Origin of the sequence: Brachybacterium sp. (assembly GCF_052095815.1) — a bacterium.
Lineage (GTDB): Bacteria > Actinomycetota > Actinomycetes > Actinomycetales > Dermabacteraceae > Brachybacterium.
The window spans coordinates 1-23,619 of sequence record NZ_JBQDLF010000001.1; the positions used below are offsets into that span (position 1 = coordinate 1).

General features: G+C 70.0%; 20 protein-coding genes and 1 pseudogene. 13 read left to right on the top strand and 8 right to left on the bottom strand.

Translation table 11 applies throughout. The features are described from left to right. Nucleotides 1-128 precede the first annotated feature (128 nt). Entirely contained in the window at nucleotides 129-1,664 is a 1,536-nt protein-coding gene (locus ACTH43_RS00005; RefSeq protein ID WP_441442879.1) for a UDP-N-acetylglucosamine 1-carboxyvinyltransferase, read from the bottom strand. Nucleotides 1,665-1,750: 86 nt separating this feature from the next. After that, nucleotides 1,751-2,278, bottom strand: coding sequence for an HNH endonuclease (locus ACTH43_RS00010; RefSeq protein ID WP_441442880.1), 528 nt, complete (start codon nucleotides 2,276-2,278; stop codon nucleotides 1,751-1,753). A gap of 201 nt (nucleotides 2,279-2,479) precedes the next feature. On the opposite strand from ACTH43_RS00010, the gene ACTH43_RS00015 reads away from it, so the two are divergent. From ACTH43_RS00015 to ACTH43_RS00030, 4 genes are read left to right on the top strand one after another with little or no spacing between them, the layout of a single operon-like run. After that, nucleotides 2,480-3,238, top strand: coding sequence for a hypothetical protein (locus ACTH43_RS00015; protein WP_441442881.1), 759 nt, complete (start codon nucleotides 2,480-2,482; stop codon nucleotides 3,236-3,238). Between the two features lie 43 nt (nucleotides 3,239-3,281). Beyond that, nucleotides 3,282-4,577, top strand: coding sequence for a hypothetical protein (locus tag ACTH43_RS00020; protein WP_441442882.1), 1,296 nt, complete (start codon nucleotides 3,282-3,284; stop codon nucleotides 4,575-4,577). Between the two features lie 47 nt (nucleotides 4,578-4,624). Next, entirely contained in the window at nucleotides 4,625-4,840 is a 216-nt protein-coding gene (locus ACTH43_RS00025; RefSeq protein ID WP_441442883.1) for a hypothetical protein, read from the top strand. After that, a complete protein-coding gene (locus ACTH43_RS00030) occupies nucleotides 4,837-5,016 on the top strand; it encodes a hypothetical protein (RefSeq protein ID WP_441442884.1) in 180 nt (59 codons plus the stop codon). Before ACTH43_RS00025 ends, ACTH43_RS00030 begins: the two co-directional genes overlap by 4 nt. A gap of 10 nt (nucleotides 5,017-5,026) precedes the next feature. Here ACTH43_RS00030 and ACTH43_RS00035 read toward each other — a convergent pair whose 3' ends face one another. Both ACTH43_RS00035 and ACTH43_RS00040 read right to left on the bottom strand, forming a co-directional pair. Beyond that, nucleotides 5,027-6,517 (bottom strand): peptide MFS transporter, encoded by a 1,491-nt coding sequence (locus tag ACTH43_RS00035; protein ID WP_441442885.1) that lies wholly within the window; start codon nucleotides 6,515-6,517, stop codon nucleotides 5,027-5,029. A 62-nt stretch (nucleotides 6,518-6,579) separates the two neighbouring features. Continuing rightward, nucleotides 6,580-8,103, bottom strand: coding sequence for a phytoene desaturase family protein (locus ACTH43_RS00040; RefSeq protein ID WP_441442886.1), 1,524 nt, complete (start codon nucleotides 8,101-8,103; stop codon nucleotides 6,580-6,582). A gap of 75 nt (nucleotides 8,104-8,178) precedes the next feature. Here ACTH43_RS00040 and ACTH43_RS00045 point away from each other — a divergent pair, with 75 nt between their 5' ends. The 6 genes from ACTH43_RS00045 to ACTH43_RS00070 all read left to right on the top strand — a co-directional run bounded on the left by ACTH43_RS00045 (nucleotide 8,179) and on the right by ACTH43_RS00070 (nucleotide 14,973). Further along, nucleotides 8,179-9,039, top strand: a complete 861-nt coding sequence (locus ACTH43_RS00045; RefSeq protein ID WP_441442887.1) for a siderophore-interacting protein — start codon at nucleotides 8,179-8,181, stop codon at nucleotides 9,037-9,039. 15 nt (nucleotides 9,040-9,054) lie between these two features. Continuing rightward, on the top strand, nucleotides 9,055-9,708 hold the full coding sequence (locus tag ACTH43_RS00050) for a DNA-3-methyladenine glycosylase I (protein WP_441442888.1): 654 nt from the start codon (nucleotides 9,055-9,057) through the stop codon (nucleotides 9,706-9,708). 68 nt (nucleotides 9,709-9,776) lie between these two features. Beyond that, the gene (locus tag ACTH43_RS00055) at nucleotides 9,777-11,081 is read left to right on the top strand and encodes an O-acetylhomoserine aminocarboxypropyltransferase/cysteine synthase family protein (protein ID WP_441442889.1); all 1,305 of its coding nucleotides are present in this window, start codon (nucleotides 9,777-9,779) and stop codon (nucleotides 11,079-11,081) included. A 50-nt stretch (nucleotides 11,082-11,131) separates the two neighbouring features. Next, nucleotides 11,132-12,241, top strand: coding sequence for an FAD-dependent oxidoreductase (locus ACTH43_RS00060; RefSeq protein ID WP_441442890.1), 1,110 nt, complete (start codon nucleotides 11,132-11,134; stop codon nucleotides 12,239-12,241). A 10-nt stretch (nucleotides 12,242-12,251) separates the two neighbouring features. Further along, nucleotides 12,252-12,983: a PIG-L deacetylase family protein gene (locus ACTH43_RS00065; RefSeq protein WP_441442891.1), complete on the top strand. Its 732-nt coding sequence runs from the start codon at nucleotides 12,252-12,254 to the stop codon at nucleotides 12,981-12,983. A gap of 121 nt (nucleotides 12,984-13,104) precedes the next feature. Further along, entirely contained in the window at nucleotides 13,105-14,973 is a 1,869-nt protein-coding gene (locus ACTH43_RS00070; RefSeq protein ID WP_441442892.1) for a transketolase, read from the top strand. A 13-nt stretch (nucleotides 14,974-14,986) separates the two neighbouring features. On the opposite strand, the gene ACTH43_RS00075 is transcribed toward ACTH43_RS00070, so the two are convergent. The 4 genes and pseudogenes from ACTH43_RS00075 to metG form a co-directional block, all read right to left on the bottom strand. Then, entirely contained in the window at nucleotides 14,987-16,450 is a 1,464-nt protein-coding gene (locus ACTH43_RS00075; RefSeq protein ID WP_441442893.1) for a sugar porter family MFS transporter, read from the bottom strand. Nucleotides 16,451-16,520: 70 nt separating this feature from the next. Beyond that, nucleotides 16,521-16,667, bottom strand: coding sequence for a hypothetical protein (locus tag ACTH43_RS00080; protein WP_441442894.1), 147 nt, complete (start codon nucleotides 16,665-16,667; stop codon nucleotides 16,521-16,523). 103 nt (nucleotides 16,668-16,770) lie between these two features. Further along, nucleotides 16,771-16,896, bottom strand: a pseudogene (locus ACTH43_RS00085) (hypothetical protein); the annotation flags it as partial. Nucleotides 16,897-16,973: 77 nt separating this feature from the next. Further along, nucleotides 16,974-18,773 carry a methionine--tRNA ligase gene (gene metG / locus ACTH43_RS00090; RefSeq protein ID WP_441442895.1) on the bottom strand — a complete coding sequence of 600 codons (1,800 nt, stop codon included), beginning with the start codon at nucleotides 18,771-18,773 and terminating at the stop codon, nucleotides 16,974-16,976. Nucleotides 18,774-19,315: 542 nt separating this feature from the next. Here metG and ACTH43_RS00095 point away from each other — a divergent pair. The 3 genes from ACTH43_RS00095 (at nucleotide 19,316) to ACTH43_RS00105 (ending at nucleotide 23,528) form a co-directional block, all read left to right on the top strand. Beyond that, entirely contained in the window at nucleotides 19,316-20,830 is a 1,515-nt protein-coding gene (locus ACTH43_RS00095; RefSeq protein ID WP_441442896.1) for an ATP-binding cassette domain-containing protein, read from the top strand. A 60-nt stretch (nucleotides 20,831-20,890) separates the two neighbouring features. Further along, the gene (locus ACTH43_RS00100) at nucleotides 20,891-22,279 is read left to right on the top strand and encodes a UTP--glucose-1-phosphate uridylyltransferase (RefSeq protein ID WP_441442897.1); all 1,389 of its coding nucleotides are present in this window, start codon (nucleotides 20,891-20,893) and stop codon (nucleotides 22,277-22,279) included. 331 nt (nucleotides 22,280-22,610) lie between these two features. Further along, complete coding sequence (locus ACTH43_RS00105; RefSeq protein WP_441442898.1) at nucleotides 22,611-23,528, top strand: hypothetical protein; 918 nt, start codon at nucleotides 22,611-22,613, stop codon at nucleotides 23,526-23,528. The last annotated feature ends 91 nt before the right edge of the window (nucleotides 23,529-23,619 follow it).

Consider the following 23,619-nt stretch of genomic DNA (forward strand, 5'->3'; position numbering starts at 1 on the left):
CCTACTCCCACCGCGGAGGACGCCGGATCATCCCACCCAACCCCACCCACGACGAGACCGAACCACCGTTCTAGCCCAGGCCCAGGCCCAGGTCAGGCCCAGGCCCATGCGCAGCAGCAGTCGCGGGCTCAGATGTCCCGGAACGTCTCGATCCGAGCTCCGAGCTTGTTGAGCCGGGCCGCCAGATCCTCGTAGCCACGGTTGATGACGTAGACGTTGCGCAGCACCGAGGTGCCCTTCGCGGAGAGCATCGCCAGCAGGATCACCACGGCCGGGCGCAGCGCCGGCGGGCAGACCAGCTCCGCGCCGCTCCACCGCGTCGGCCCCTCGATGAGCACTCGGTGCGGATCCATCAGCTTCACGTTCGCACCGAGCTTGGTGAGCTCGGTGAGGTAGATGGCGCGGTTCTCGTACACCCAGTCGTGGAGCATCGTCTGCCCCTCCGCGGTCGCGGCGATCACCGCGAAGAACGGAAGGTTGTCGATGTTCAAGCCGGGGAACGGCATGGGATGAATCTTGTCGATCGGTGCCTTCAGATCCGAGGCATGGGTGGTGATGTCCACCAGGCGGGTCTTCCCGTTCTCCGCCAGGTACTCCTCGGAGCGGTCGTACTGCAGGCCCATCTCCTCGAGCAGCGCGAGCTCGATCTCCATGAACTCGATCGGGACCCGGCGCACCGTGATGCTCGACCGGGTCACGATCGCGGCGGAGATGAGGCTCATCGCCTCGATCGGGTCCTCGCTGGGGGCGTAGTCGACGTCGGTGGAGATCGCGGACTTCCCCTGCACGCGCAGCGTGGTGGTGCCGATGCCCTCGATCGTCACACCGAGCTTCTCGAGGAAGAAGCACAGGTCCTGGACCATGTAGTTCGGGCTTGCGTTGCGGATGACGGTCTCGCCGTCGTAGAGCGCCGCGGCCAGCAGTGCGTTCTCGGTGACGGTGTCGCCGCGCTCGGTGAGCACGATCGGGCGCCGCGGCCCGGAGATCGGGGAGGTGCTGGCCTGGTAGTGGTGGTCGGTGGCCACCACCTCGAGACCGAAGTGGCGCAGCGCCGACATGTGCGGCTCGACCGTGCGGGTGCCCAGATCGCAGCCCCCCGCGTAGGGGAGCTGGAACTTCCCGGCGCGATGCAGCAGCGGACCCAGGAACATGATGATCGAGCGGGTGCGGCGGGCGGCGTCCGCGTCGATCGAGGAGAGGTCCAGGGTTGCCGGAACGCGCAGTTCGAGGTCGTTGTCCGCATTGAGCCAGGTGGCCTTCACGCCGATCGACGTGAGCACCTCGAGCAGCCGGTTGACCTCCTCGATGCGCGCGACCTTGCGCAGCACCGTGGTTCCCGTGTTCAGCAGCGACGCGCACAGCAGAGCAACGCCCGCGTTCTTCGACGACTTCACATCGATCACACCGGAGAGGGTGGTCTCGCCCTGCACGCGAAGGTGGCTCGGCCCGGAGGTCCCGAGGCCCACGAGCTCCGAGTCGAGCGCCGACCCGATCCTCGAAATGGTCTCCAGCGTGAGGTTCTGCTGACCCTTCTCGATGCGGTTCACGGCGCTCTGGCTCGTGCCGAGCTCGGTGGCGAGCTGGGCCTGGGTGAGGCCGGAGTGCTGACGGGCGTCACGGATCAGAGTGCCGATCCGTGCCAGGTAGTCCTCGTTCTCAGTCATCCAGCGACCGTAACTCACAGATGAGATATCTGCTGTTGAGTGGGGGTGCGGCGATGCTCACGTTGCCACATTGCGCCTGGTGGCGGTCACCCGCTGATCAGCAGCGGGAACCGGCCCCCGGCCAGGAGCACCCGCTGGGCGAGAGCCGGGTCATAGGGGCGCACCCGCAGTGGCATGCCCGCCTCCGCCGGAGTGCGGTCCGCCTTGCGGTTGTTGCACTCTTTGCAGGCGGAGACCAGATTCGTCCAGGACGACGGGCCTCCGCGAGAGACCGGGAGGATGTGGTCCACAGTGGCGAGCAGGCCCTCGCACGGTGGGCTCTTGGAGACGGGCCGCCCGCAGTACGCGCAGGTCCAGCGATCCCGCTCATGGATCGCCCGATAGGAGAAGCCGATCGAGCGCTGCCCAGCGCCCTCCACCCAGGCCCCGCTCAGCTCACGGGTGAGCTCGAGAGCAGTGGGGAGGATCCTGTCCTGGACGATCGTGAGCTCGACCGGGTTCGCGACCTCCCGCCGGATCATGCCGAAGGCGTGGCGCACGCTGGTGGTGTGCAGGAGCTCGCCGATCCCGGTCTCGGGGTCGAATCCGAGGTTGTAGACCCGCACCTGTGCCATCGAGTCACCTCCGATGTTCGGCTGCTGCGTGCAGCCCGGAACCGGTGTGCAGCTCGTGATGCTCGAGGCCCCGGGCATCTCCAGTGTTGTCGATCACAGCCTCCAGGGCCATCGAATTCTTGCGGACGGTCGGGTGGCCGCGGCCTGCACGGCAACCGAACACTGCGTGTCGCCCTGCGCGCCGCGGTCCTAGGATCAGGGGTGGGAGTCGAACAGCTCGAGCTCGTCGCCGTCGTCGGCGTGCTGCTGATCGTCGCGTCCTCCTACTTCGCCGGGAAGTTCGGAGTTGCCACTCCGATCGTGCTGGTGCTGCTCGGGCTGGGGCTGAGCTTCCTGCCCGGGATGCGGGTCCGCATCGAGCGCTGGTTGCAGCGGCATCATGCCGACTCCCGGTTCTACGCCGGCAATGGGCTGGGCCTGCGCGGCGGGGCCGTGATCGCATGGGCCGGGATGCGCGGTGTGGTCACCCTCGCCGCCGCCCAGTCGCTGCCCCTGGACTTCCCCTACCGTTCGCAGCTGGTCCTGCTCGCCTTCGTCGTGGCACTGGTGACCCTGGTGGGCCAGGGCGGGACCCTGCCGCTGCTGATCCGGGTGCTCGGCATCCGCGGCACCGATGAGGAGCAGGCCCAGCGCGAGCTCTCGCTGCTGCTGGGGGAGCTGCGGGAAGCCTCCGCTGTCCAAGTCCTCGACAACCCGGATCTGAAGCGGCGCGGCGGGGAGCCCTTCGACAGTGCAGTGCTGGAGAAGGTGCGGCAGCTCCACAACCGCTCCGCAGAGCCTGGTCGATCCGGTGCCCCGGAATCTCCGGAGGCGCAGCTGCCGGAGCTCACCCAGCTGCTGCTGGAAGTCCAGCAGGACGCCCTCAATGAGGCGCGCTCGATCGGGGCTTACGACTCCGGCACCATCGCCCGTGCTCAGCGGATGCTCGATGCGGGCGCCGCGCGGCGGGGCGGGCTGTGAGCGGTCGCTGGCATGAGGGGGCTCGTGGCGTCATGCTGGAGGGATGATGGACGAGCAGCAGGCACAGCAGCGCGAGCGGGAGCTGGTGCTGTCGGAGTACGGGACCTGGAGGGTCACGGCTGATGACGATGCCCCGGCCGTCGAAGAGGTCCGTACGCTCGAGACGCTGCTGCGGCTCAAGGCAGATCAGCTGAACAGCGCCGATCCCGGGCATTGGACCGAGGACCTCGTCGTCGAACTGCTCACCGAGGTGGTCCCGCGCACCGTGATCCAGCCACGTGAGCAGGTGATGGACATGGTGCCCACGCTGAAGCGGTTCTTCACCTATCTGCGTGAGACCGGGCGCTGGGATCCCGATTCGATGAGCGTCGACGCGGTGCCCGCGAAGCTCGCCGAGCTCGAGTTCGCGGCCCTCGAGGCGGCCGATGACCCCACCCGCCGCTCCTTCTCCACCAACATCCTGGGCTATGGGATGAGCCTCGGCATCGATCTCGAGGACGAGCAGGAGCTCGCCGCCTATATGCACTGGTACAACTCACTGGCCGACGAGGAGCGTGTCGCCTTGAGCGAGACCGGCCGGCTCGATGCTCCCGCACGGCCCTACGACCGCCTTGCCGCGCTGAGAGCTGTGCAGGAGGAGGCGGAGATACCGGCGGGCTGGCCCTGGTTCCTGCCGGAGCCTTCCGCCTCGCGCGAGGCGCTGATGTCGCTCGACCTCGAGCAGGACGCCGAGGACTATGCGACCAACAGCTTCGTGCGCTGCACCGTCGCACTGCTGGAGTTCGTGGGCCAGGGGAGGCGGGTGACCGCCACCGGTGCGCTCGGGCGGGCGGACGCCGCTGCGCTGTTGGCGCGGTGCGGGCTCGAGCGGAACGTCCGCAGCATGTGGGACCACCCGGAGATCGTCGGCCCCTGGGTGACTCTGCGAGACGGCGGCTGGCTCGAGGTCAGCGCCGGCCGGGTGCATCGGGAACGGGGCCCGATCCCCTTCGTCGCTGCTGCGGAGGATTCTGCCGGGTTCGTCGAGTTCGGCCATGCGGTGCTGACGGCGCTGCTGCTGGGAAGGGATGCCCGGGACGTCGAGGACGGCGGCTTCCGGGGGATGCCGGACACGCTGGCCGCCCTGATGATCGCCTGCCGCGAGGGTGGACTGCGGATGCAGGACCTCCGCAGCGCGGACCCGTCGGTACTCGAGGATCGTGAGGAGGTCGCGCGGTGGATGCGGGTGAGGCACGACCTGGAGGGCCTGGTGGCGCTCGGGGCGCTCGAGCAGGATCAGGACCTCTTCACCGGCTCGGAGGCGCTGCTCGTGGCGGTGGTGGCGCTGCTGCGCGACTGAACAGGTGACTCATTGGACACTTGTCCAAGTCCTCCTAGGGTGGGGAGATGGCATCCACCCCAGAGTCCGTCGCCGTCCCTCCGATCCGCCGCCTCCAGCTCATCGCCATCACCCTGGTCGGGCTGCTCGCCGTGCTGACCTTCCTGCTCTCGATCGCGATCGGCGGAGAGGCGGGAGCGACGCTGAACACGGTCGCCGGCGGGCTCGGGATCCTCTGCGCGGTGATCGGCGTCAGCTTCGCCGTCGTGGGGAATCGGCGATGATCGTCCTGCTCAGCGTCGTCGGCGCGATCGCGGTGCTCTGCTTCGTCCTCTTCCTGGCCCTCGGGCTGCTCAAGGGCTGGGGCGACCCCAGCGCCCGGCTGCTGCTGCGGGCAGCCGGGGGACTGGGCATCGTGTGCGCCGTGATCGGCGTCCTGCTCCCCGTGCTGGGGACCTGAGTCCGGACGCTCAGCGCACGCCGCGCATCGCGGTGCCCACGGGCTTGGCGATCAGCAGCATGAGCAGGCCGATCGCGATCGTGACCGCGCCCAGCGCGCCGAAGTACCCCACCTCGTTCTCCGCCGAGTAGAAGGTCGCCAGCGATCCGGACAGCGAGGTGCCCAGCGCGACCGAGAGGTTGTACAGCGCCATCATCATCACCGGGTAGGCACGCGGCGCCAGCTTGGTGGCGAGCGAGAGCCCGACAGGGGAGAGCCACAGCTCGCCGACGGTGGCGACCAGCATGATCAGCGCGATCCACATCACCGGCACCTTGACCACGGACGCCATCGGCAGGAACAGCAGGAACGCGGTGCCCATCAGGATGATGCCCACGCCGAACTTCCGCGGCGTGGAGGGCTGGCGCGGACCGAGCTTCGTCCAGACCGCCGCCAGCACCGGGGCCAGCGCGATGATGAAGAACGGGTTGAAGGACTGCACCCACGAGATCGGCATCGTCCAGCCGAAGATCTCGCGATCCAGGCGAGTGTCCGAGTACAGGGTGATCACGGTGAACTGCTGCTGGAACAGTGCGAAGAATGCGGCGGTGCCGATGAACAGCGGGATGAACGCGAGCACCCGGGAGTGCTCGTCGGCGTCGAGCTTCTTCGAGGCGAGCAGCAGAGCGAAGATGACGATCGCGCCGACCACCGCGAGGCCCGCGACGACGGTGGCGAGGTTCCCGGCGTTCAGCGTCCCGGTGAGTACCAGCACCAGCACCAGCGCCACGGTGCCCGCGGCGATCCCGGCCCACAGCGGGTACTGCGAGCGCGGCAGGGGATCGGGCACGGCATGGACGCTCTCGGGCAGGCCCTTGCGGGTCAGCGCGTACTGGAGCAGGCCCACGGCCATGCCCACGGCCGCGAGGGCGAAGCCCAGGTGGAAGCCCCACAGCTGCTGTGCGAAGCCGGTGATCAGCGGGCCCAGCAGGCCGCCGATGTTGATGCCCATGTAGTAGATCGAGAAGCCTGCGTCGCGTCGCGGATCATCACGCGAGTAGAGCGAACCCACCAGGGTCGCGGCAGTGGACTTCAGTCCGCCCGAGCCGACGCCCACCAGCAGCAGACCGGTGATCAATCCGGGGATCCCGGGCAGTGCGGCCAGGGCGATGTGCCCCAGCATGATCATCACGGCGCTGCCGAAGAGGGTCTTCTCCGGGCCCAGCAACCGGTCCGAGACCAGTGCGCCCAGGATCGAGAAGAGATACACCGAACCGCCGTAGGCGCCGACGATGCCGAGCGCGACGGTCTCGTCGATCCCGAGCCCGCCCTCGGTGGCGGCGAAATACATGTAGATCGCGAGGATGCCCTGCATCCCGTAGAAGCTGAAGCGCTCCCACAGCTCGACGCTGAACAGGTTCGCCAGCGGTCCCGGCTGACCCAGGAAGCTGCGGCCGGAGGGGTTGTGCGGATCCGCGCCGGGAGGGGTGGGATCCAGTGCAGGGCCGTCTGAAGAATTCACGGTGAGCCATCTTGTGACATGTGGTATCGCAATTCAACACAGGGGGCGGGCTGTGTGATCCGTCAGTCGCCGAGAACGGCAGAACCTCTCTGTGCCGGTGACGGGGAGAGGTCCGGCAGCTCCCGGATGCCGAACTCGTGCGCGAGGGCCCGGCGCGCGGCGTGCCAGCCGGACATGCCGTGCACCCCCGGTCCCGGCGGGGTCGCCTGTGAGCACAGGTACCAGCCGGTCTCCGCCAGGCGATAGGGATCCAGGCGCGCGGTGGGACGGGCGATCATCCCGGTCATCGTGACCCGGCCCATGGAGATGTCGCCGCCGACGAGGGCAGGGTTGTGGAGGGACATCTGCGAGGCGGGGATCCCCTGGGAAGCGACGATCAGGTCGCGGAAGCCGGGAGCGAAGCGCTCGATCTGGCGGGTCACCAGCTCCGTGGGGTCGGTGGTGTCCCCGGCGGGCATATGGGCGTAGGCCCAGAGCGGGCGCAGTCCGCCCTGGATCCGGGAGGGGTCCGCGATCGATGGATCACTGACCAGCGCCATCGGATGCTCGGGCACGCGCCCCGCGGCGACCTGCGCCTCGGCGTGCGCCATCTGCGCGCGAGTGCCGCCGAGGTGCTGGGTCCCGGCCTCACCCACCTCGGGATCCCGCCAGGGCACGGGGCCGGACAGCACGAAGTCGACCTTCGCCGCGGCATCGCCATGGGGGAAACGGCGCAGCGCCCGTTCGAGCGAGGCCGGCAGCCGGTTCGCGAGGATGTCCGCCGCGGCACCCGCCGGGGTGTCCAGCAGCACCGCCCGAGCGGGCGGCACATCACGCCAGGTGCGCACGTGATGGCCGGTGAGGATCTGCCCTCCATGGGCCTGCAGGTCCTCCACCAGGACATCGATGATCGACTGCGAGCCGCCGACGGGGATCGGCCAGCCGACCCCGTGGCCGATCGCGCTGAGCAGCCCCGCGGTCGCCGACAGCGCGAGCGAGGGCAGCGTGCCGATGGCATGGGCGGCCACGCCGCCCAGCAGGGCGCGGGCCCGCTCGGTGCGGAAGGGCAGATTCCACGCCGCGGTGCCCTGGAGGCCGATCAGGGCGCCGAAGACCGGCGCGGCCAGCAGCGTCCGTGGGGTCAGCAGCGCCGATGGGATCGAGCGCTTGTCCCCGAGGGCGATCTCGACGACCAGGTCCTGATGGCGGGCGAGAGTGCCGACGGTGGCGCGCCAGGCGGGGCCGTCGGCGCCGAGACCGTCCACGGTGCGCTCGAGGTCGTGCCAGGCGATCGCCGCGGGCTGATCGTCCAGGGGCTGGGCGTAGGAGGCGGTCGGGGCGATCGCCCGGACTCCGCGGGCCTGCACGTCGAAGGCCTCGAAGAAGGGGCTCGCCAGGGCCAGGGGGTGCGCGGCGGAGCAGATGTCGTGCACGATCCCGGTCGCCAGGCCGAGATCGAGGGTGCGGGCACCGCCACCGATCGTCGGCTGGGACTCGAGCACCTGCACCGAGAGCCCGGCCCGGGCGAGGGTGACGGCGGCGGCGAGGCCGTTGGGTCCTGAACCCACCACGACCGCGTCGACCTCTGGCAGGGACTGTGTGCTCATCGGCCCAGCCTAGAGGAGGTGCGATCTCCCTCCCCATTCATTTACGTAAGCGGCACGTAGCGTAAACTGGACCACATGCAGACCACCACTGAATCGCCTGCCCCCGCCGAGACTGCCGCGGAGCGCTCCGCGCGCCGTCCCCAGTCCCAGGCCGTGCTGGAGGTGCTGAGCAAGACCCGCATCTCGCCACGCCTGCTGCGCCTCACCCTCGGCGGCGAGGGCTACGCCGCGCTGAACCGCAACGAGCACACCGACGCCTACGTCAAGCTGCTCATCGCGGACCCGGCGTCCGGCCTGCAGCCCCCGTATGACATGGAGGCGCTTCGCGAGCACAGCCCGGAGCTGCTGCCTGCGCGCCGCACCTACACCGTGCGCCGCTGGGATGACGAGAACCAGCGTCTCGAGCTCGACGTCGTCCTCCACGGCGACGGGCAGGACAACGGCGTCGCCGCCCGCTGGGCCGACGAGGCACAGCCGGGGGAGCGCATCGCCATGTCCGGTGCCGGCGGTGGCTACACCCCGCAGCCGGAGACTCGCCGTCACCTGATGATCGGCGACCACGCCGCCGTCCCCGCGATCGCCGCCGCCCTTGAGACGATGGCCCCCGGTGCGGTCGGCACGGTGCTCATCCAGCTCGAGAGCGAGGAGGACCGCCTCACGCTCGAGCATCCCGCCGGGGTGGAGCTGAACTGGCTGATCGGCGAGCGCGAGCTGCTGGTCGATGCGGTCGCCGCGCTCGACCTCACCGACCACGACGGCCTGCAGGTGTTCTGCCACGTCGAACGGGGCATCACCAAGCAGCTGCGCCGGGTGCTGGTGAAGGAGTCCGGCATCCCTCGCGCGCAGATCTCGATCTCCGCCTACTGGGCTCTGGGACGCATCGAGGACCAGTTCCAGGCGGAGAAGCGCGAGCCGGTCGGCAGGATCGACGACTGAGACGGAGCACCCGTCATGGACCTGATCATCGGACCCGACGAGCTGGCCCGCCCTGCCTGGGCGTCCACGCACGATGACCTGCGCCTCTATTACGACACCGAGTGGGGGATGCCGGTGCGGGACGAGCGCGGCGTCTTCGAACGGCTCGCGCTCGAGGGCTTCCAGTCCGGGCTGAGCTGGGCCACGATCCTGCGCCGTCGGGAGGGCTTTCGGCGGGCCTTCGTGGGCTTCGACATCGAGGCCGTCGCGGGCTTCGGCTCCGAGGACGTCGAGCGTCTGCTGGGGGACGCGGGCATCATCCGGCACCGCGGGAAGATCGAGGCGACCATCTCCAATGCTCGCGCGACGATCGCGCTGCGGGACGAGCGAGGCCCGGGGACCACGCTCGCGGATCTGGTGTGGTCCTACCGGCCGGCGCGGACTCCGCTGCCCCGCACCCCGGCGGAGGTGCCCACCACGAGCGTCGAATCGGTGGCGCTGGCGAAGGAGCTCAAGCGCCGCGGCTTCCGGTTCGTCGGCCCCACCACCATGTTCGCGCTGATGGAGGCGCTGGGGGTGGTCGACACCCACCTGCTGGGCTCCCATCGCCGGGGCAGCTCGGGGATCTGGGCCGCCGACGGCACAGCAGTCGACGGCACAGTGGTCGCGGAGGGCCATAGTCCGTCATAGATCTCGCGCGCCGTCCCCGCGCCGTCCGACGATGATCCGGTGAGCACCGGAGACCTCGAGGAGGCGTCATGAGCACGGCAGGGATACACGCGGGATGGGCTCCCGCCGTCGACGGCCATCACGCGCTGACGCCGCCCGTCTACACCTCGAGCGCCTACGCTCAGACCTCCCACTCCGCGCTCAAGGCGCTGTTCGAGCGGCGCGCCGAGGGCTACGCGTACTCCCGCTCCGGGAATCCGACCACGGCGGTGCTCGAGCAGCGGATCAGCGCACTGGAGCACGGGATCGGCGCGATCGCCGTCGCCTCGGGCCAATCCGCGACCACGATCGCGCTGTGTGCGCTGGCCGCCCCCGGGGGGCACGTGGTCGCCTCCTCACGGCTCTACGGAGGCACCACCGAGCTCCTCGACGACACCCTCGCCGACTTCGGTGTCACCTGCACGGTCGCGGATCCGTGGGATCTCGTCGCCTGGGAGGCCGCCTTCACCGAGCGCACCCGGGCGGCGATCGTGGAGTCCATCGCGAATCCGGGCGCCCAGCTGGTGGACCTCGCCGCGCTGACCGCCATCGCCCATGCGCATGGCGTCCCCGTGGTCGTCGACTCCACGCTCGCCAGTCCCGCCCTCTACCGGCCCGGGGAACACGGCGCCGATCTGGTGGTGCACTCCGCCACCAAGTACCTGTGCGGGCACGGCACCACCATCGCCGGGCTGATCGTGGACACCGGCCGCTTCGATCCGCGCCGACGACCCGAGCGCTGGCAGCGGCTCACCACCCCGAACCGGCGCTTCGGCGTGACCTTCTCCGACGAGTACCGGCGCGGAGGTTCCGGCCTGCTGGCCTACGCCCGCGCCAAGTACGTCACCGACTTCGGCACCGCCCTGCCCGCCGCGAGCGCCCAGCAGATCCTGGTGGGCATCGAGACCCTCGACCTGCGGATGGGCAAGGTCAGCGCGGACGCCGCCTCGCTGGCGGGCAGGTTGCACGGGCTGCCGGGGGTGAGCGCAGTCGAGCACCCCAGCATCCCGGGTCGCCCGGATGCGCACCTCGCGCGGCGAGACTTCCCGCGGGGCACCTCCGGGGTGTTCTCCCTCGAGCTCGCAGGGGGAGAGGCGGCGGCCGCGGCCTTCTGCGATGCGCTCTCGCTGTGGACCATCGCGGTGAATCTCGGCGATGCCCGCTCCCTGGTCTGTCATCCCGGGACCACCACCCATTCGCACCTGAGCGAGGGTCAGCGCTCTGCCTGCGGAGTCGGGCCGGGGACCGTGCGGCTCAGCGTCGGGCTCGAGGACCTCGAGGATCTGTGGGCGGATCTCGTGCGGGGGCTCGAGGCGGCCCAGGCGGTGAGCACGGCGGTGCCGACGGAGGCGTGACTCCCGTCGCCTCGGGGAAGAACTCGTGAGCGGGTGCCGTTGTGCCCGGTATGGAGAGCTCAGCGCGCACCGCGGATGTGGTGGTGATCGGCGCCGGACAGGCGGGGCTCTCCGCCGCATATCACCTGCTGCGGCGAGGCGGGCTGGAGGTCGTGATCCTCGATGCGGAGGAGGGCCCGGGCGGGGCCTGGCGCCACCGCTGGGACAGCCTCACCATGGCGACGGTGAACGGAATCCGTGAGCTGCCGGGCATGCCCGTTGTCGAGGCGGCAGGACACCTGCCCTCGAACCTCGCTGTGCCGGCGTATTTCGAGGACTTCGAGCGGCGCTTCGAGGTGCCGATCGAGCGTCCGGTGCGAGTGACGCTGGTGGAGGACGATCCGTCGGCGGATCCTGATGTCGGCGGGCAGCTCCCGCTGCTGGTGCACTCCGTCGGAGCCGATGGCATGCGGCGGGCCCCGGTGCGGACGCGCGCCGTGTTCAACGCGACCGGTACCTGGACCCGGCCGTTCCGGCCCGCCTACCCGGGGGCGAAGGACTTCCGCGGCCGCCAGCTGCACACCGCCGACTACCGCAGCGCCGAGGACTTCACCGGGAAGCGGGTGGGGATCATCGGCGGTGGCATCAGCGCGCTGGGACATCTGCTCGAGATCGCCGAGGTGGGCGCGACTTTCTGGTACACCCGCCGGGAGCCTGTCCTCGCGGACCGACCCTTCACCGAAGAGGTGGGACGCGAGGTCATCGCCGGAGTGACCGAGAGGGTGCAGCAGGGACTGCCGGTGCGCAGCGTCGTCTCCGCGACCGGACTGGCCTGGACCCCGGAACTGCGAGAGGCTCAGCGCCGCGGGATCCTCGAGCGTCGGCCGATGTTCACGGCCATCACGCCGGACGGGGTGCAGGAGGCAGATGGTTCAGCGAGGTCGCTGGACGTGCTGCTGTGGGCGACCGGGTTCCGACACGAGCTGCGCCATCTGCGGCCGCTGTCCCTGCACAATCGTCGCGGAGGCATCATGATGGACGGCACCGCCGTGGCCCGTGATCCCCGGATCCATCTGATCGGCTACGGCCCCGGCGCCTCGACCATCGGTGCCAACCGTGCTGGCCGGGCCGCCGTGAAGCGCCTGGTCAAAGACCTCGCCGCCGAGCGCCAGCCCGCCTAGGGTGGAGGCCATGGACGAGACGCCGCAGACCCTGCCCCCACTGCCCGAGGATGGGGTGCGGCGCGTGCTGTGCATCGTCGCCCATCCCGACGACATGGAGTACGGGGCCTCGGCCGCCGTCGCCGCCTGGACTGCAGCCGGGGTCGAGGTGAGCTACCTGCTGCTCACCCGTGGTGAAGCCGGGATGGCCGAGGAACCGGATGTCGTCGGCCCTCTGCGGGAGCGGGAGCAGCGCCGGGCCTGCGAGATCGTCGGGGTCTCCGATCTGCGGTATCTCGATCACCCGGACGGGATGCTCGAGGGCTCTCTCGCCCTGCGCCGGGACATCGCCCGGGTGGTGCGGACAGTGCGGCCGGACCTGGTGCTGACGACGAACTTCGAGGTCGAGGCGTACGGCGGCCTCAACCAGGCCGACCACCGTGCGGCCGGTCTCGCCGCGGTGGACGGCACCCGCGACGCCGCGAACCCGTGGGTGTTCCGGGAGCTGGGTGAGGTCGAGGGGCTCGAGGCGTGGAGCGCCCGCGCCCTGCTCGTGGCCGGACATCCTGCGCCGACCCATGCCAAGAGCGTCGACGCCGGGCAGGTGCAGGCGGCGGTGGACTCGCTGCGCGCCCACGAGGCGTATCTCGCCCACGTTGCGGGGCACCCGCTGCCCGAGGAGTTCATCCCCGGGATCCTCACCGGTGGGGGAGAGGCCGCAGGGAGCGAGCACGCGGTGGTGCTGCGGGTGTTCGAGCTCTGACCTCCGACCGCTGAGCGCCACTGACGCGCCACCGACCGCTCGGTCGTCGTTGGTTGCCGGTCTCGGCGGCGGGCTCCTACGGTGGAGGCACCAGGCACGATCTGCCTCGAAAGGAGTCACGATGAGCACCCTGCACGACGGCCTCGCACTCGACCAGGTCCCAGAACTCGCCGCCCAGCTGCGCGTCGACTCGATCCGCGCCTCGACGAGCGCTGGGTCCGGCCACCCCACCTCCAGCCTCTCCGCCGCGGATCTGCTGGCCACCCTCATGGCGCGGCATCTGCGCTACGACTGGGACGCCCCCGAGGCTCCCGGCAACGACCATCTGATCTTCTCCAAGGGCCACGCCTCACCGCTGCTGTACTCGGTATACCGAGCCGCCGGAGTCATCAGCGATGAGGAACTGATGGAGGGCTACCGCCGCTTCGACCAGCGACTCGAGGGCCACCCCACCCCGGTGCTGCCCTGGGTGGACGTCGCCACCGGCTCGCTCGGGCAGGGACTGCCCGACGGGGTCGGCATCGCACTCGCCGGCAAGCACCTGGAGCAGGCCCCCTACCGGGTGTGGGTCCTCACCGGGGACAGCGAACTGGCCGAGGGCTCCATGTGGGAGGCCTTCGCCACCGCATCGCACTATCAGCTGACCAACCTGGTCACGATCGTGGACGTGAACCGGCTCGGCCAGCGCGGCGAGACCGCGCTCGGCTGGGACCTCGGCACCTACGCCGCCCGGGTCGAGGCCTTCGGCGCGAAGGCCGTGATCATCGACGGGCACGACGTCACGAAGATCGACGAGGCGCTGGCGCTGGCCGATGGCGAGCTCGAGAAGCCGCTGGTGATCCTCGCCCGCACGATCAAGGGCAAGGGCATCCCCGGCGTCGAGGACGAGAGCGGCTGGCACGGCAAGCCGATGCCCGAGGAGAAGTCCGAGGAGGCGATCGCGACGCTCGGCGGCGAGAGGTCCCTGCTGGTGCGCGGCCAGAAGCCGCCCGAGATCGAGCCGGCCGACCGCACCCTGCGCGGCACGGTGGAGCTGCCCACCTTCGAGAGGGGCGAGGAGGTCGCGACGCGGAAGGCCTACGGTCCGGCGCTGGTCGCCCTCGCGAAGGTCGATCCCCGGGTGGTCGCCCTGGATGGGGAGGTCTCGAACTCCACCGGTGTCGCCGACTTCGTCGAGGCCTATCCCGAGCGCTTCTTCGAGATGTTCATCGCGGAGCAGCAGATGGTCGCGGCGGCCACCGGGCTCTCCACCCGCGGATACCTCGCCTTCGCCTCGACCTTCGCCGCCTTCCTCACCCGTGCCGCCGACTTCCTCCGCATGGCCCCGGTCTCCCGGGTCGACCTGCGACTGGTCGGCTCCCACGCGGGGGTCGAGATCGGCGCCGACGGCCCCTCGCAGATGGGCCTCGAGGACCTCGCGATGATCGCCGCGACCCAGGGCTCGACCGTGCTCTACCCCAGCGACGCGACGTCCACGGCAGCACTGGTGGTGGAGATGGCCGACATCCCAGGGGTGAGCTACCTGCGCACCACACGCGGTGGATATCCCGTGCTCTACGGGCCCGAGGAGTCGTTCCCCGTCGGCGGGTCGAAGACCCTGCGCAGCTCCCCGGAGGATGCCGTCACGCTGGTCGGCGCCGGGGTGACGCTCCACGAGGCGCTGGCCGCCGCGGAGGCCCTCGCCTCGCAGGGGATCAGGGCCCGGGTGATCGACGCCTACTCGATCAAGCCGATCGACGCCGAGGGCCTGCGCGAGGCCGTCGCCGCGACCGGTGGGCGGATCGTGGTGGCCGAGGACCACCACGCCGAGGGCGGTCTGGGCGCGGCAGTGCTCGCGGCGCTGGCCGCCGAACCGCTCACCGACCTGCACCTCAAGCACCTCGCCGTCGACGGCGTGCCCGGTTCCGGCACGCCCGCGGAGCTGCTGGACTGGGCCGGGATCGACGCCGCGCACATCGCCGCGGCGGCGCGGGCCACCCTGGAGGGGTGAGCGCCCGGGCCGCTCAGCCGCCGTTCCGGCGGCGCCGCCCGAGCTCGAGGGAGTCCATGTCCTCCAGCTCGCGGTCCTTCGTCTCCGGCACCCAGAGGAACACGAAGACCAGGCTCAGCAGTGCGAAGGCCGCGTAGATGCCGTAGGCGAAGGTCAGCCCGATGTTCGACAGGGTCGGGAAGGAGGCCGAGACGGCCCAGTTCGCACCCCACTGCGCCGCCGCCGCGACGGCGAGGGCGGAGGCACGGATCTTGTTGGGGAAGATCTCGCCCAGCAGCACCCAGACCAGCGGGCCCCAGGTGGTGCCGAAGAACATCACGAAGGCGTTCGCGGAGATCAGGGCCACCGTGGACCACGGATCGGGCAGCGCGATCGTCTCGGTGCCCGGGGCGACCTCCCCGAACGAGAAGGCGAGCGCCATCAGCCCCAGCGACACGGTCATCCCGGCGGAGCCCACCAGCAGCATCAGGCGCCTGCCCACCCGGTCCACCAGCAGGATCGCGATGATCGTCGCCACGATGTTCATCACCGAGGTGATGGTGCTGGTCAGCAGGGCCTGGGATTCGTCGAAGCCGACGGACTGCCACAGCGTGGTGGAGTAGTAGAAGATGACGTTGATGCCCACCAGCTGCTGGAACAGCGACAGCAGGATGCCCAGCCAGACGATCGGCTTGAGGCCGAACCGCCCACCGAGCAGGTCACGAAGGCTCTCCTTGTCCTCCCGCTCGAGCGTCTTGCGGATCTGCTCGATCTTCAGGTTGACGTCGAGCTCACCGGTGTAGTCGTAGAGCACCTTCGAGGCGCGATCCAGTTCTCCCTTGCCAATCAGGTAACGCGGTGATTCCGGCAGGAACAGCGCCATGATCCCGTAGATCGCCGCCGGGACCGACTCGATCATGAACATCCAGCGCCAGGCGGCGACCCCGAACCAGAACGACTCCGCCGCGCCTCCGGCGGTGTTCGCGATCACGGCGTTGGACAGCAGGGCGACGAAGATGCCGAGCACGATCGCCAGCTGCTGCAGCGAGCCCAGCCGGCCGCGGAACTTCGCCGGGGCGACCTCCGCGATGTAAGCGGGGGCGATGACGCTCGCGGCACCGACGCCGAGACCGCCGACCACGCGCCAGATGATCAGGTCCCAGACCCCGAAGGCCAACCCGGAGCCGATCGCGGAGATGAAGAACAGGGTCGCCGCGATCACCATCACCGGGATCCGCCCGTAGCGGTTCGAGAGGGTGCCCGCGAACCAGGCGCCGACGGCACAGCCGAGCAGGGCGGAGGAGACGGCGAAGCCGGTCAGGCCCGCGCCGAGCGAGAACTCGTCGGAGAGGGCGTTGACGGCGCCGTTGATGACCGAGGTGTCGAAGCCGAACAGGAAGCCGCCGACGGCGGCCGCCACGCTGATGACGACGACCTTGGGGTTCAGGCTCTGGGACGGTGCCTGGCCGCCTCCGGACCGTGCTGCGGGTGTGGACATGATGCGTCGCCTCCCTGCCGAGGATGTGAGGTGCTCCACAGTATCCCCTCGTAGGGCGTCCCTTCATCAGTCAGCGGGAGCGGCGCACCTCGGCGGCATGGGCGTCCAGGATTCGGAGGATCCCGCGATGCTGCCAGACGCGGTTCCGCGAGCGGCCGGTCGCCTCCCGGAGCGCCCCGGACTCCGTGAGCTGAGCCAGCGCGCGCTGCGCGGTCATCGGCGGAGACCGGGGCGGTGGTGGTCAGCAGCCCTTTGCCGCTGAGCATCGCGTGGACCAGGGCGCGTCCGGCGCGGCCATTGCCGTCGGTGAAGGGGTGGAGGGTCTCGAACTGTGCATGGGCGATCGCGGAGTGGAGCAGGATCGGCAGGTCATCCCGTGCGATGAAGGCCAGGAGGTCCTGCAGGGCGGCGGCCGACGGGAGGCACGGACACCGGGGTCGCCGGATATGTGCTCACACACGCACTGCAGTAGCACTTTGGTGAGAAAGTGTGACTACAGAAGGCTGGGAGTCACATGTCGGGCTCAGGCCTCTGCCGCGGCCTCGAGGCGCTCGAGCTCCGCCGCGGCCGTCTCCGGGTCGAGCTTGGTGAAGATCGGGGTGGGCTTGACGACCTGCTGGCCGACGCCGACGGGATGGTGCCCCCAGGCGGGCACGTCCGTGTAATCCCCGGTGATGATCGGGTAGCCGGGCCCGCCGTCGAGATCCTCGACCTCGTCGATGCGCGGCATCGGTGCGATCTGGCGCGTCCCACCGAGCGCCTTCTCGACCGCATTCGCGGACTGCGGCAGGAAGGGGGCCAGCATGGTGTTCAGGTCGGTGACGGCCTGGGCGAGCACATGCAGCACGGTGAGCAGGCGGGGACGCTGCTCCTCCGCCTTCATCTTGAACGGCTCGGTGCGGGAGACGTACGCATTCGCCTCGCCCACCAGGCGCATGATCTCGGCGATCGCCGCCCGCTGACGGTGCGCCTCGATGAGACCGCCGACGGTCGTGAAGCCCTCGCGGATCTGGTCCAGCAGCGCGGTGTCGATCTCCTCGAACTCCCCGGCGGCCGGGATCTCGCCGACGTTCTTCGCGATCATCGCGGCGGTGCGGTTGACGAGGTTGCCCCAGCCGGCGACCAGCTCGTTGTTGGTGCGGGAGACGAAGTCGACCCAGGTGAAGTCCGCGTCATGGGTCTCCGGCCCTGCTGCGGAGATGAAGTAGCGCAGGGCATCGGGCTGGTAGCGCTCGAGCACATCGCGGACGTAGATGACGATCCCCTTGGAGGAGGAGAACTTCTTCCCCTCCATGGTGAGGAACTCGCTGGAGACCACCTCGGTGGGCAGCTTCAGCTCGCCGAACTTCCCCGGCGCGCCGCCCTTGTCGCCCTTCCCGTTCTGGGCGAGCATCTCCGCCGGCCAGATCTGGGAATGGAAGACGATGTTGTCCTTGCCCATGAAGTAGTAGGCGAGGGTCTCGGGGTCGTTCCACCACGTCCGCCACGCCTCCGGGTCACCGGACCGGCGCGCCCACTCGATCGAGGCGGAGAGATAGCCGATCACCGCGTCGAACCAGACGTACAGACGCTTGTTCGGCTGGTCCTCCCAGCCGGGCACAGGGATGCCCCAGTCGATGTCTCGGGTCATCGCCCGCGGCCGGATGTCCTCGAGGATGTTCTGGCTGAAGCGGATCACGTTCGGGCGCCACAGCCCGGTGGCCTCACGCTCGTCCAGCCAGTGGCCCAGCTCCCCGGCCAGGGCCGGGAGGTCGAGGAACCAGTGGGAGGTCTCGATGAACTTCGGGGTCTCGCCGTTGATGCGCGAGACCGGGTCGATGAGATCCGTGGGGTCCAGCTGGTTGCCACAGGTGTCGCACTGGTCGCCGCGCGCTCCGCCGGCACCGCAGATCGGGCAGGTGCCCTCGATGTAGCGGTCCGGCAGGGTGCGTCCTGTCGAGGGGGAGATCGCGCCGGAGGTGACCTGCTCGACCATGTAGCCGTTGTCCCGCACCGTGACGAACATGTCCTGCACCACCTGGTAGTGGTTGCGGGTGGTGGTGCGCGTGAACAGGTCATAGGACAGGCCCAGTGCCACCAGATCCTCGACGATCAGGCGGTTGTTGCGATCGGCGAGCTCGCGAGCGCTGATGCCCTCGGAGTCGGCGGCGACCAGGATCGGGGTGCCGTGCTCATCGGTGCCGGAGACCATGAGCACGTCGTGGCCGGCCATCCGCATGTAGCGGGAAAAGACATCGGAGGGGACGCCGAAGCCGGCGACGTGGCCGATGTGGCGGGGACCATTGGCATACGGCCAGGCGACTGCGGACAGGACTGTGCTCATAGCAGTCGATTCTAGAGGAGGGGCGGGCGCCCCTTAGCCCGCGCGATGCAGGATTGCCTGCCAGCCGACTGACTCGGCACCGCGCACGTGTCCCTCGGAGTCGTCGAGCAGCACGATCTGCGAGGGAAGCATCTCCGTGCCGAGGACCCGTCGAGCCCGAGCTCGCGCAGTTCCGCAGGGACCCGGTCAGTGCCGTTGGCCAACACGAATACTGCCGTTCCCCCGGTCGCGGAATCTCCGCAGCTCGGCGAGCACCCGGCGCTCGATCTGCGCTGGTCGACCAACTCGCGCAACTGCTGCAGGGAGGGAGTCATGACCGTCAACGTAGGGGTGACACAGGGAGGAGATATTCCCGTGACGCTTTCGGTCGGGTGTGCCTAGGATGGAATCATGTGCTGCCGAATCTCCAGCGCGATGCTGATCGCGCGTCCCCGCGCCCGCCGCTGACGGCGGCGCCCCACCACACCCTCACGCCGTCGTCCGGACCTCCACCGGGCGGTACTTCGCCATGCCCGGTGCACCCCACCACCGGAAGGCACCACATGACTCAGCACACCCACCCGCTGCCGAGCACCGGCACCGCGCACCTGCGCGCCCGCGATCTGCGCCTGGCCCGCGGCGGCCGCGTGCTCCTGGACCACGTCGATCTCACCCTGGCCCCCGGCGAACGGCTCGCCGTGGTCGGCGAGAACGGGCGCGGCAAGACCACCCTGCTCGAGGCCCTCGCCGGGATACTCGAGCCCGACGCCGGGACCGTCGAGCGCCACGGCACGCTCGGGATCGTCCGGCAGGAGCTCGCCACCGGCGCGGACGACGGCGAGGCCCTGCGTACCGTCGGTGACCTGTTTGACGAGCTGCTCGCCCGCCCGTTGGAAGCCCTGGGCGAGCTCGATGACGCCGCCGCGGCGCTCACCGAGGACACCGTGGCGGCGGCGCAACGCTACGACGAGGCGCTCGCCCTGGTCACCGCGCTGGATGCCTGGGACGCACTGCGTCGATTGGAGGTCGCGCTCGAGGAGGTCGGGGCCGTCACCGACCGTGCCCGCCCGCTCGCAGCGCTGTCGGTCGGGCAGCGCTACCGCGTGCGCCTGGCCGGGGTCATCGCCGCCCGCGACGACCTCCTGCTGCTGGACGAGCCCACCAACCACCTCGACTCGCGAGGACTCGAGCACCTCGCCCGCGCCGTGCGCGAGCATCCCGGCGCCGCCGCGCTCGTCTCCCACGACCGGACGCTGCTGGAAGACGTGGCCACCGCGTTCCTCGACCTGGATCCCACCCGCGATGCCCGGCCCCTGCTGGTCAGCGGCGGTCTCGAGGCATGGCAGGAGGCGAGGAGACGCCACCGCACCGCCTGGGAGGACGCCTACCGTGCCCAGCAGGAGCAACAGGACCGGCTGCGCTCGCAGGCTGACGCCGCCCGCTCGCGCCTCTCCACGCGGTGGCGGCCGGACAAGGGCACCGGGAGACACCAGCGGCAGTCCCGCGCCCCGGGCATCGTGCGCGCGATGAACGAACGCATCGACCGGCTCGAGGAGCACCGCCTCGACGTGCCGCCGCCCCCGCCGCGACTGCACCTCTCGGCAGCGGGGACCGCTGCCGGCACGCCGCTGCTGCGGGCCGACGCGGTGCGTGTCGATGACCGGCTGGGGGAGACCACGCTGCGGCTCGAGGGCGGGGACCGTCTGCTGGTCGTCGGCCCCAATGGCGCCGGCAAGACGACGCTGCTGCGGGTGCTCGCGGGAGAGCTCGCGCCGACCTCGGGATCCGTGCGGGTGCTCGGCCGGACGCGACTCGGGCTGCTCGCCCAGGAGGATGCACCCCTCGGGGTCCATCGCGGCAGTCCGGGGGAGCGGCGTCGTCGAGCGCTGGCCGGGCTGTTCCGTGAGCGTCCCGATGTGCTGCTGCTGGACGAGCCCACCAACCACCTCGGCATCAGCGGGGTCGACGACCTGCTCGAGGGTCTCGAGGCCTCCCCGTCGGCCGTCGTGGTCGCGACCCACGACCGCTCCGTGCTGCGGGCGCTGGCGCACTGGCCGCGGCTCGAGCTCGGGAGCTGAGGCTGCCGGTGATCGGGGTGGACGCAGCAGAGAGGGTGTCCGCCCCGATACGCTGGTGCCATGAGCAACGAAGGACTCGCCGCCGCGCAGCAGAAGATGGCCGATGAAGGGGTCGCACAGACTGCGATCGACGTCTTCTCCCACTATTACGAACAGCTCGCGCAGGGCGTCACGGGCACCATCCCTGAGGACACGATCGACCCCTATCTCGATCCCCCGCTGCTCGAGGACGTGAAGATCGACGTCGGTCACGCCAAGCAGGTCTTCGACCAGCTGGCGATCATCAACCTCAACGGCGGGCTCGGCACCTCGATGGGCCTGGACCAGGCGAAGTCGCTGCTGCCCGTGCGCGATGGCAAGAGCTTCCTCGACATCATCGTCGAACAGGTCCTCGCCGCGCGTCGCGGCACCGGCTCCCGCCTGCCGCTGATCTTCATGAACTCCTTCCGCACCCGCGAGGACACCCTCGAGGTGCTCGCGAAGTATCCCGACCTGCCCGTCGGCGACCTGCCCCTGGACTTCCTGCAGAACAAGGAGCCGAAGCTGCGGAAGGACGATCTCACCCCCGTGGACTGGGAGGCGGACCCCTCGCTCGAGTGGTGCCCGCCCGGCCACGGCGACATCTACACCGCGCTGCAGACCTCCGGCCTGCTCCAGCAGCTGCTGGACGCCGGCTTCAAGTACGCCTCCGTCTCGAACTCGGACAACCTCGGCACCGTGCCGAGCCCCGTGATCGCCTCCTGGTTCGCCTCCACCGGCGCGCCCTATGCCGCAGAGCTGTGCCGTCGCACCCCCGCCGATCGCAAGGGCGGTCACCTCGCGGTGCGGAAGTCCGACGGCCGACTCATCCTGCGCGATACCGCGCAGACACCCGAGGAGGAGATGGACTTCTTCACCGATGAGCATCGCCACCCGTTCTTCCACACCAACAACCTCTGGTTCGACCTCGAGCAGATGGCCGCGGTGCTCGCAGAACGCGACGGCATCATGGGCCTGCCCCTGATCCGCAACGAGAAGACGGTGGATCCGGCCGACAAAGCCAGCACCCCCGTCTACCAGATCGAATCCGCGATGGGAGCGGCGATCGAGGTGTTCGACGGCGCGACCGCGATCGTTGTCGGCCGCGACCGCTTCCTGCCGGTCAAGGCGACCAGCGATCTGCTGCTGGTGCGCTCGGACGCCTACACTCTCGACGAGCGGGCCGCGCTCGTGCAGCAGGTGGACACGGTGCCCGCGGTCTCGCTGCACAGCGGTGCCTACAAGCTGATCCAGGACTTCGAGCCGCGCTTCCCGCACGGGGTGCCCTCGCTCAAGGAGGCCAGCAGCCTGGATGTGCAGGGCGACTGGACCTTCGGAGCCGATGTCTCTGTGATCGGGGACGCCGTGCTCGGCGAAGAGGGCGGCGAGGTCCCCGAAGGGGCCCGCGTCGGCACCGCCACTGCTGGCTGACCCCTCCGGGCCCTGCCGCGAGATCGACGTTCGGACCATATTCGGTCAGCGAAGTTGTACCGAACGTCGATCTCGCCGAGCACTGGGACCTCGGTGAGCGTTGTGCCTGATGATCAGCGGCACCAGCGCTCTCTCCTTGTGGAGGATCCGCCACGTCCTGCCGCTCACCTGCGGGTTGTGGAGCGTCATAGGGTCTACGGCGTCGGGGGCCGATGCTGTGGAGATGACCGGCAGACCACGTCCGCTCCCACCTGCTCTTCCCTTCCCTGTTTTCACGACCGCCGAAGCACGGGACGCGGGCGTGTCCGCGTCTCGCCTCCGGGCAGCGGATGTGAGATCACTGGACCGAGGACTCTGGGCACTGGCGGAGCGGCCAATCACCGAGGCGGACATCGTCGCCGCGTTCTGTCGGCGGGATCGAGACACCTTCGCAGCGGGCCTCACCGCCGCGCGACTCTGGGGCATCCCGCTGCCTGGAGTCCTGGCGGATGAGGTGGTCTGCGTCCCGCTCACCTCGCGACGCGTGAATGGCCGATCGGTGCCCCGGCCCCGGGGCCGCACGGTGGACATCCGGATCCATCTGGCATCCTCGGCACCGCCACGGCGAGGTTCCGCGCTGGTGCGGTGGAGTCGTCTCGAGATCACCCCGATGTCGCTGGATCATCAGCCGGCAGTGCAGGTCACGAGTCGGATCCGCACCCTTGTCGACCTCTCCGGGGTGCTTCGCCACGAGGCGCTCGTCGCGATCGGAGATCACCTGGTCCGCCAGCCGCGGCCAGAGTACGAGGGGCGGTCGGTCCCCTATGCGGCCCTCGAGGAGCTGCTCGAGGCGGCCAGCTCCTTCCACGGAAGGGGTGCCCGCAGGCTCCAGGCGGCGGTAGCGCAGGTGCGTCGCGACAGCGATTCGCCCGCCGAGACCACGCTGCGGCTCGCCCTGGTCAGGGCCGGGCTCCCGGAACCGCTGGCGAATGTGCGCCCGGTCGGTGGAGTCGACAGGCTCGGGGCCGGGATCGATCTCGGCCAGCCCGATCTGCACTGGCCGACGTGGCGGGTCGCGCTCGAGCACGACGGGCCCACTCATCTCACTCCGGAGCAGCAGGCGAAGGACATCGCCAGGGGCGAGCGGCGGGCCCGGGCAGGATGGGTCGAGGTGCGCACCACGGCTGAGGATCTTCAGTACGGCTGTCGCAAGGCCGTGGACCGTGTCCGCGACGCCTTGCTTCGGCAGGGCTGGACGGCGTCGGCGTGACCTCGGCGAAGCACCGAGATCGACGTACGGACCAGGATGCTTGTTGCAATCTGTACCGAACGTCGATCTCGACGCGAGCCGGGGCCGGAGG

Bases quoted from the DNA above. Each gene is read 5' to 3' on its own strand.
- ACTH43_RS00005 (WP_441442879.1), bottom strand. From the start codon at position 1,664: ATGACTGAGAACGAGGACTACCTGGCACGGATCGGCACTCTGATCCGT.
- ACTH43_RS00010 (WP_441442880.1), bottom strand. From the start codon at position 2,278: ATGGCACAGGTGCGGGTCTACAACCTCGGATTCGACCCCGAGACCGGG.
- ACTH43_RS00020 (WP_441442882.1), top strand. From the start codon at position 3,282: ATGATGGACGAGCAGCAGGCACAGCAGCGCGAGCGGGAGCTGGTGCTG.
- ACTH43_RS00025 (WP_441442883.1), top strand. From the start codon at position 4,625: ATGGCATCCACCCCAGAGTCCGTCGCCGTCCCTCCGATCCGCCGCCTC.
- ACTH43_RS00030 (WP_441442884.1), top strand. From the start codon at position 4,837: ATGATCGTCCTGCTCAGCGTCGTCGGCGCGATCGCGGTGCTCTGCTTC.
- ACTH43_RS00040 (WP_441442886.1), bottom strand. From the start codon at position 8,103: ATGAGCACACAGTCCCTGCCAGAGGTCGACGCGGTCGTGGTGGGTTCA.
- ACTH43_RS00045 (WP_441442887.1), top strand. From the start codon at position 8,179: ATGCAGACCACCACTGAATCGCCTGCCCCCGCCGAGACTGCCGCGGAG.
- ACTH43_RS00050 (WP_441442888.1), top strand. From the start codon at position 9,055: ATGGACCTGATCATCGGACCCGACGAGCTGGCCCGCCCTGCCTGGGCG.
- ACTH43_RS00055 (WP_441442889.1), top strand. From the start codon at position 9,777: ATGAGCACGGCAGGGATACACGCGGGATGGGCTCCCGCCGTCGACGGC.
- ACTH43_RS00060 (WP_441442890.1), top strand. From the start codon at position 11,132: ATGGAGAGCTCAGCGCGCACCGCGGATGTGGTGGTGATCGGCGCCGGA.
- ACTH43_RS00065 (WP_441442891.1), top strand. From the start codon at position 12,252: ATGGACGAGACGCCGCAGACCCTGCCCCCACTGCCCGAGGATGGGGTG.
- ACTH43_RS00070 (WP_441442892.1), top strand. From the start codon at position 13,105: ATGAGCACCCTGCACGACGGCCTCGCACTCGACCAGGTCCCAGAACTC.
- ACTH43_RS00075 (WP_441442893.1), bottom strand. From the start codon at position 16,450: ATGTCCACACCCGCAGCACGGTCCGGAGGCGGCCAGGCACCGTCCCAG.
- ACTH43_RS00080 (WP_441442894.1), bottom strand. From the start codon at position 16,667: ATGACCGCGCAGCGCGCGCTGGCTCAGCTCACGGAGTCCGGGGCGCTC.
- metG (WP_441442895.1), bottom strand. From the start codon at position 18,773: ATGAGCACAGTCCTGTCCGCAGTCGCCTGGCCGTATGCCAATGGTCCC.
- ACTH43_RS00095 (WP_441442896.1), top strand. From the start codon at position 19,316: ATGACTCAGCACACCCACCCGCTGCCGAGCACCGGCACCGCGCACCTG.
- ACTH43_RS00100 (WP_441442897.1), top strand. From the start codon at position 20,891: ATGAGCAACGAAGGACTCGCCGCCGCGCAGCAGAAGATGGCCGATGAA.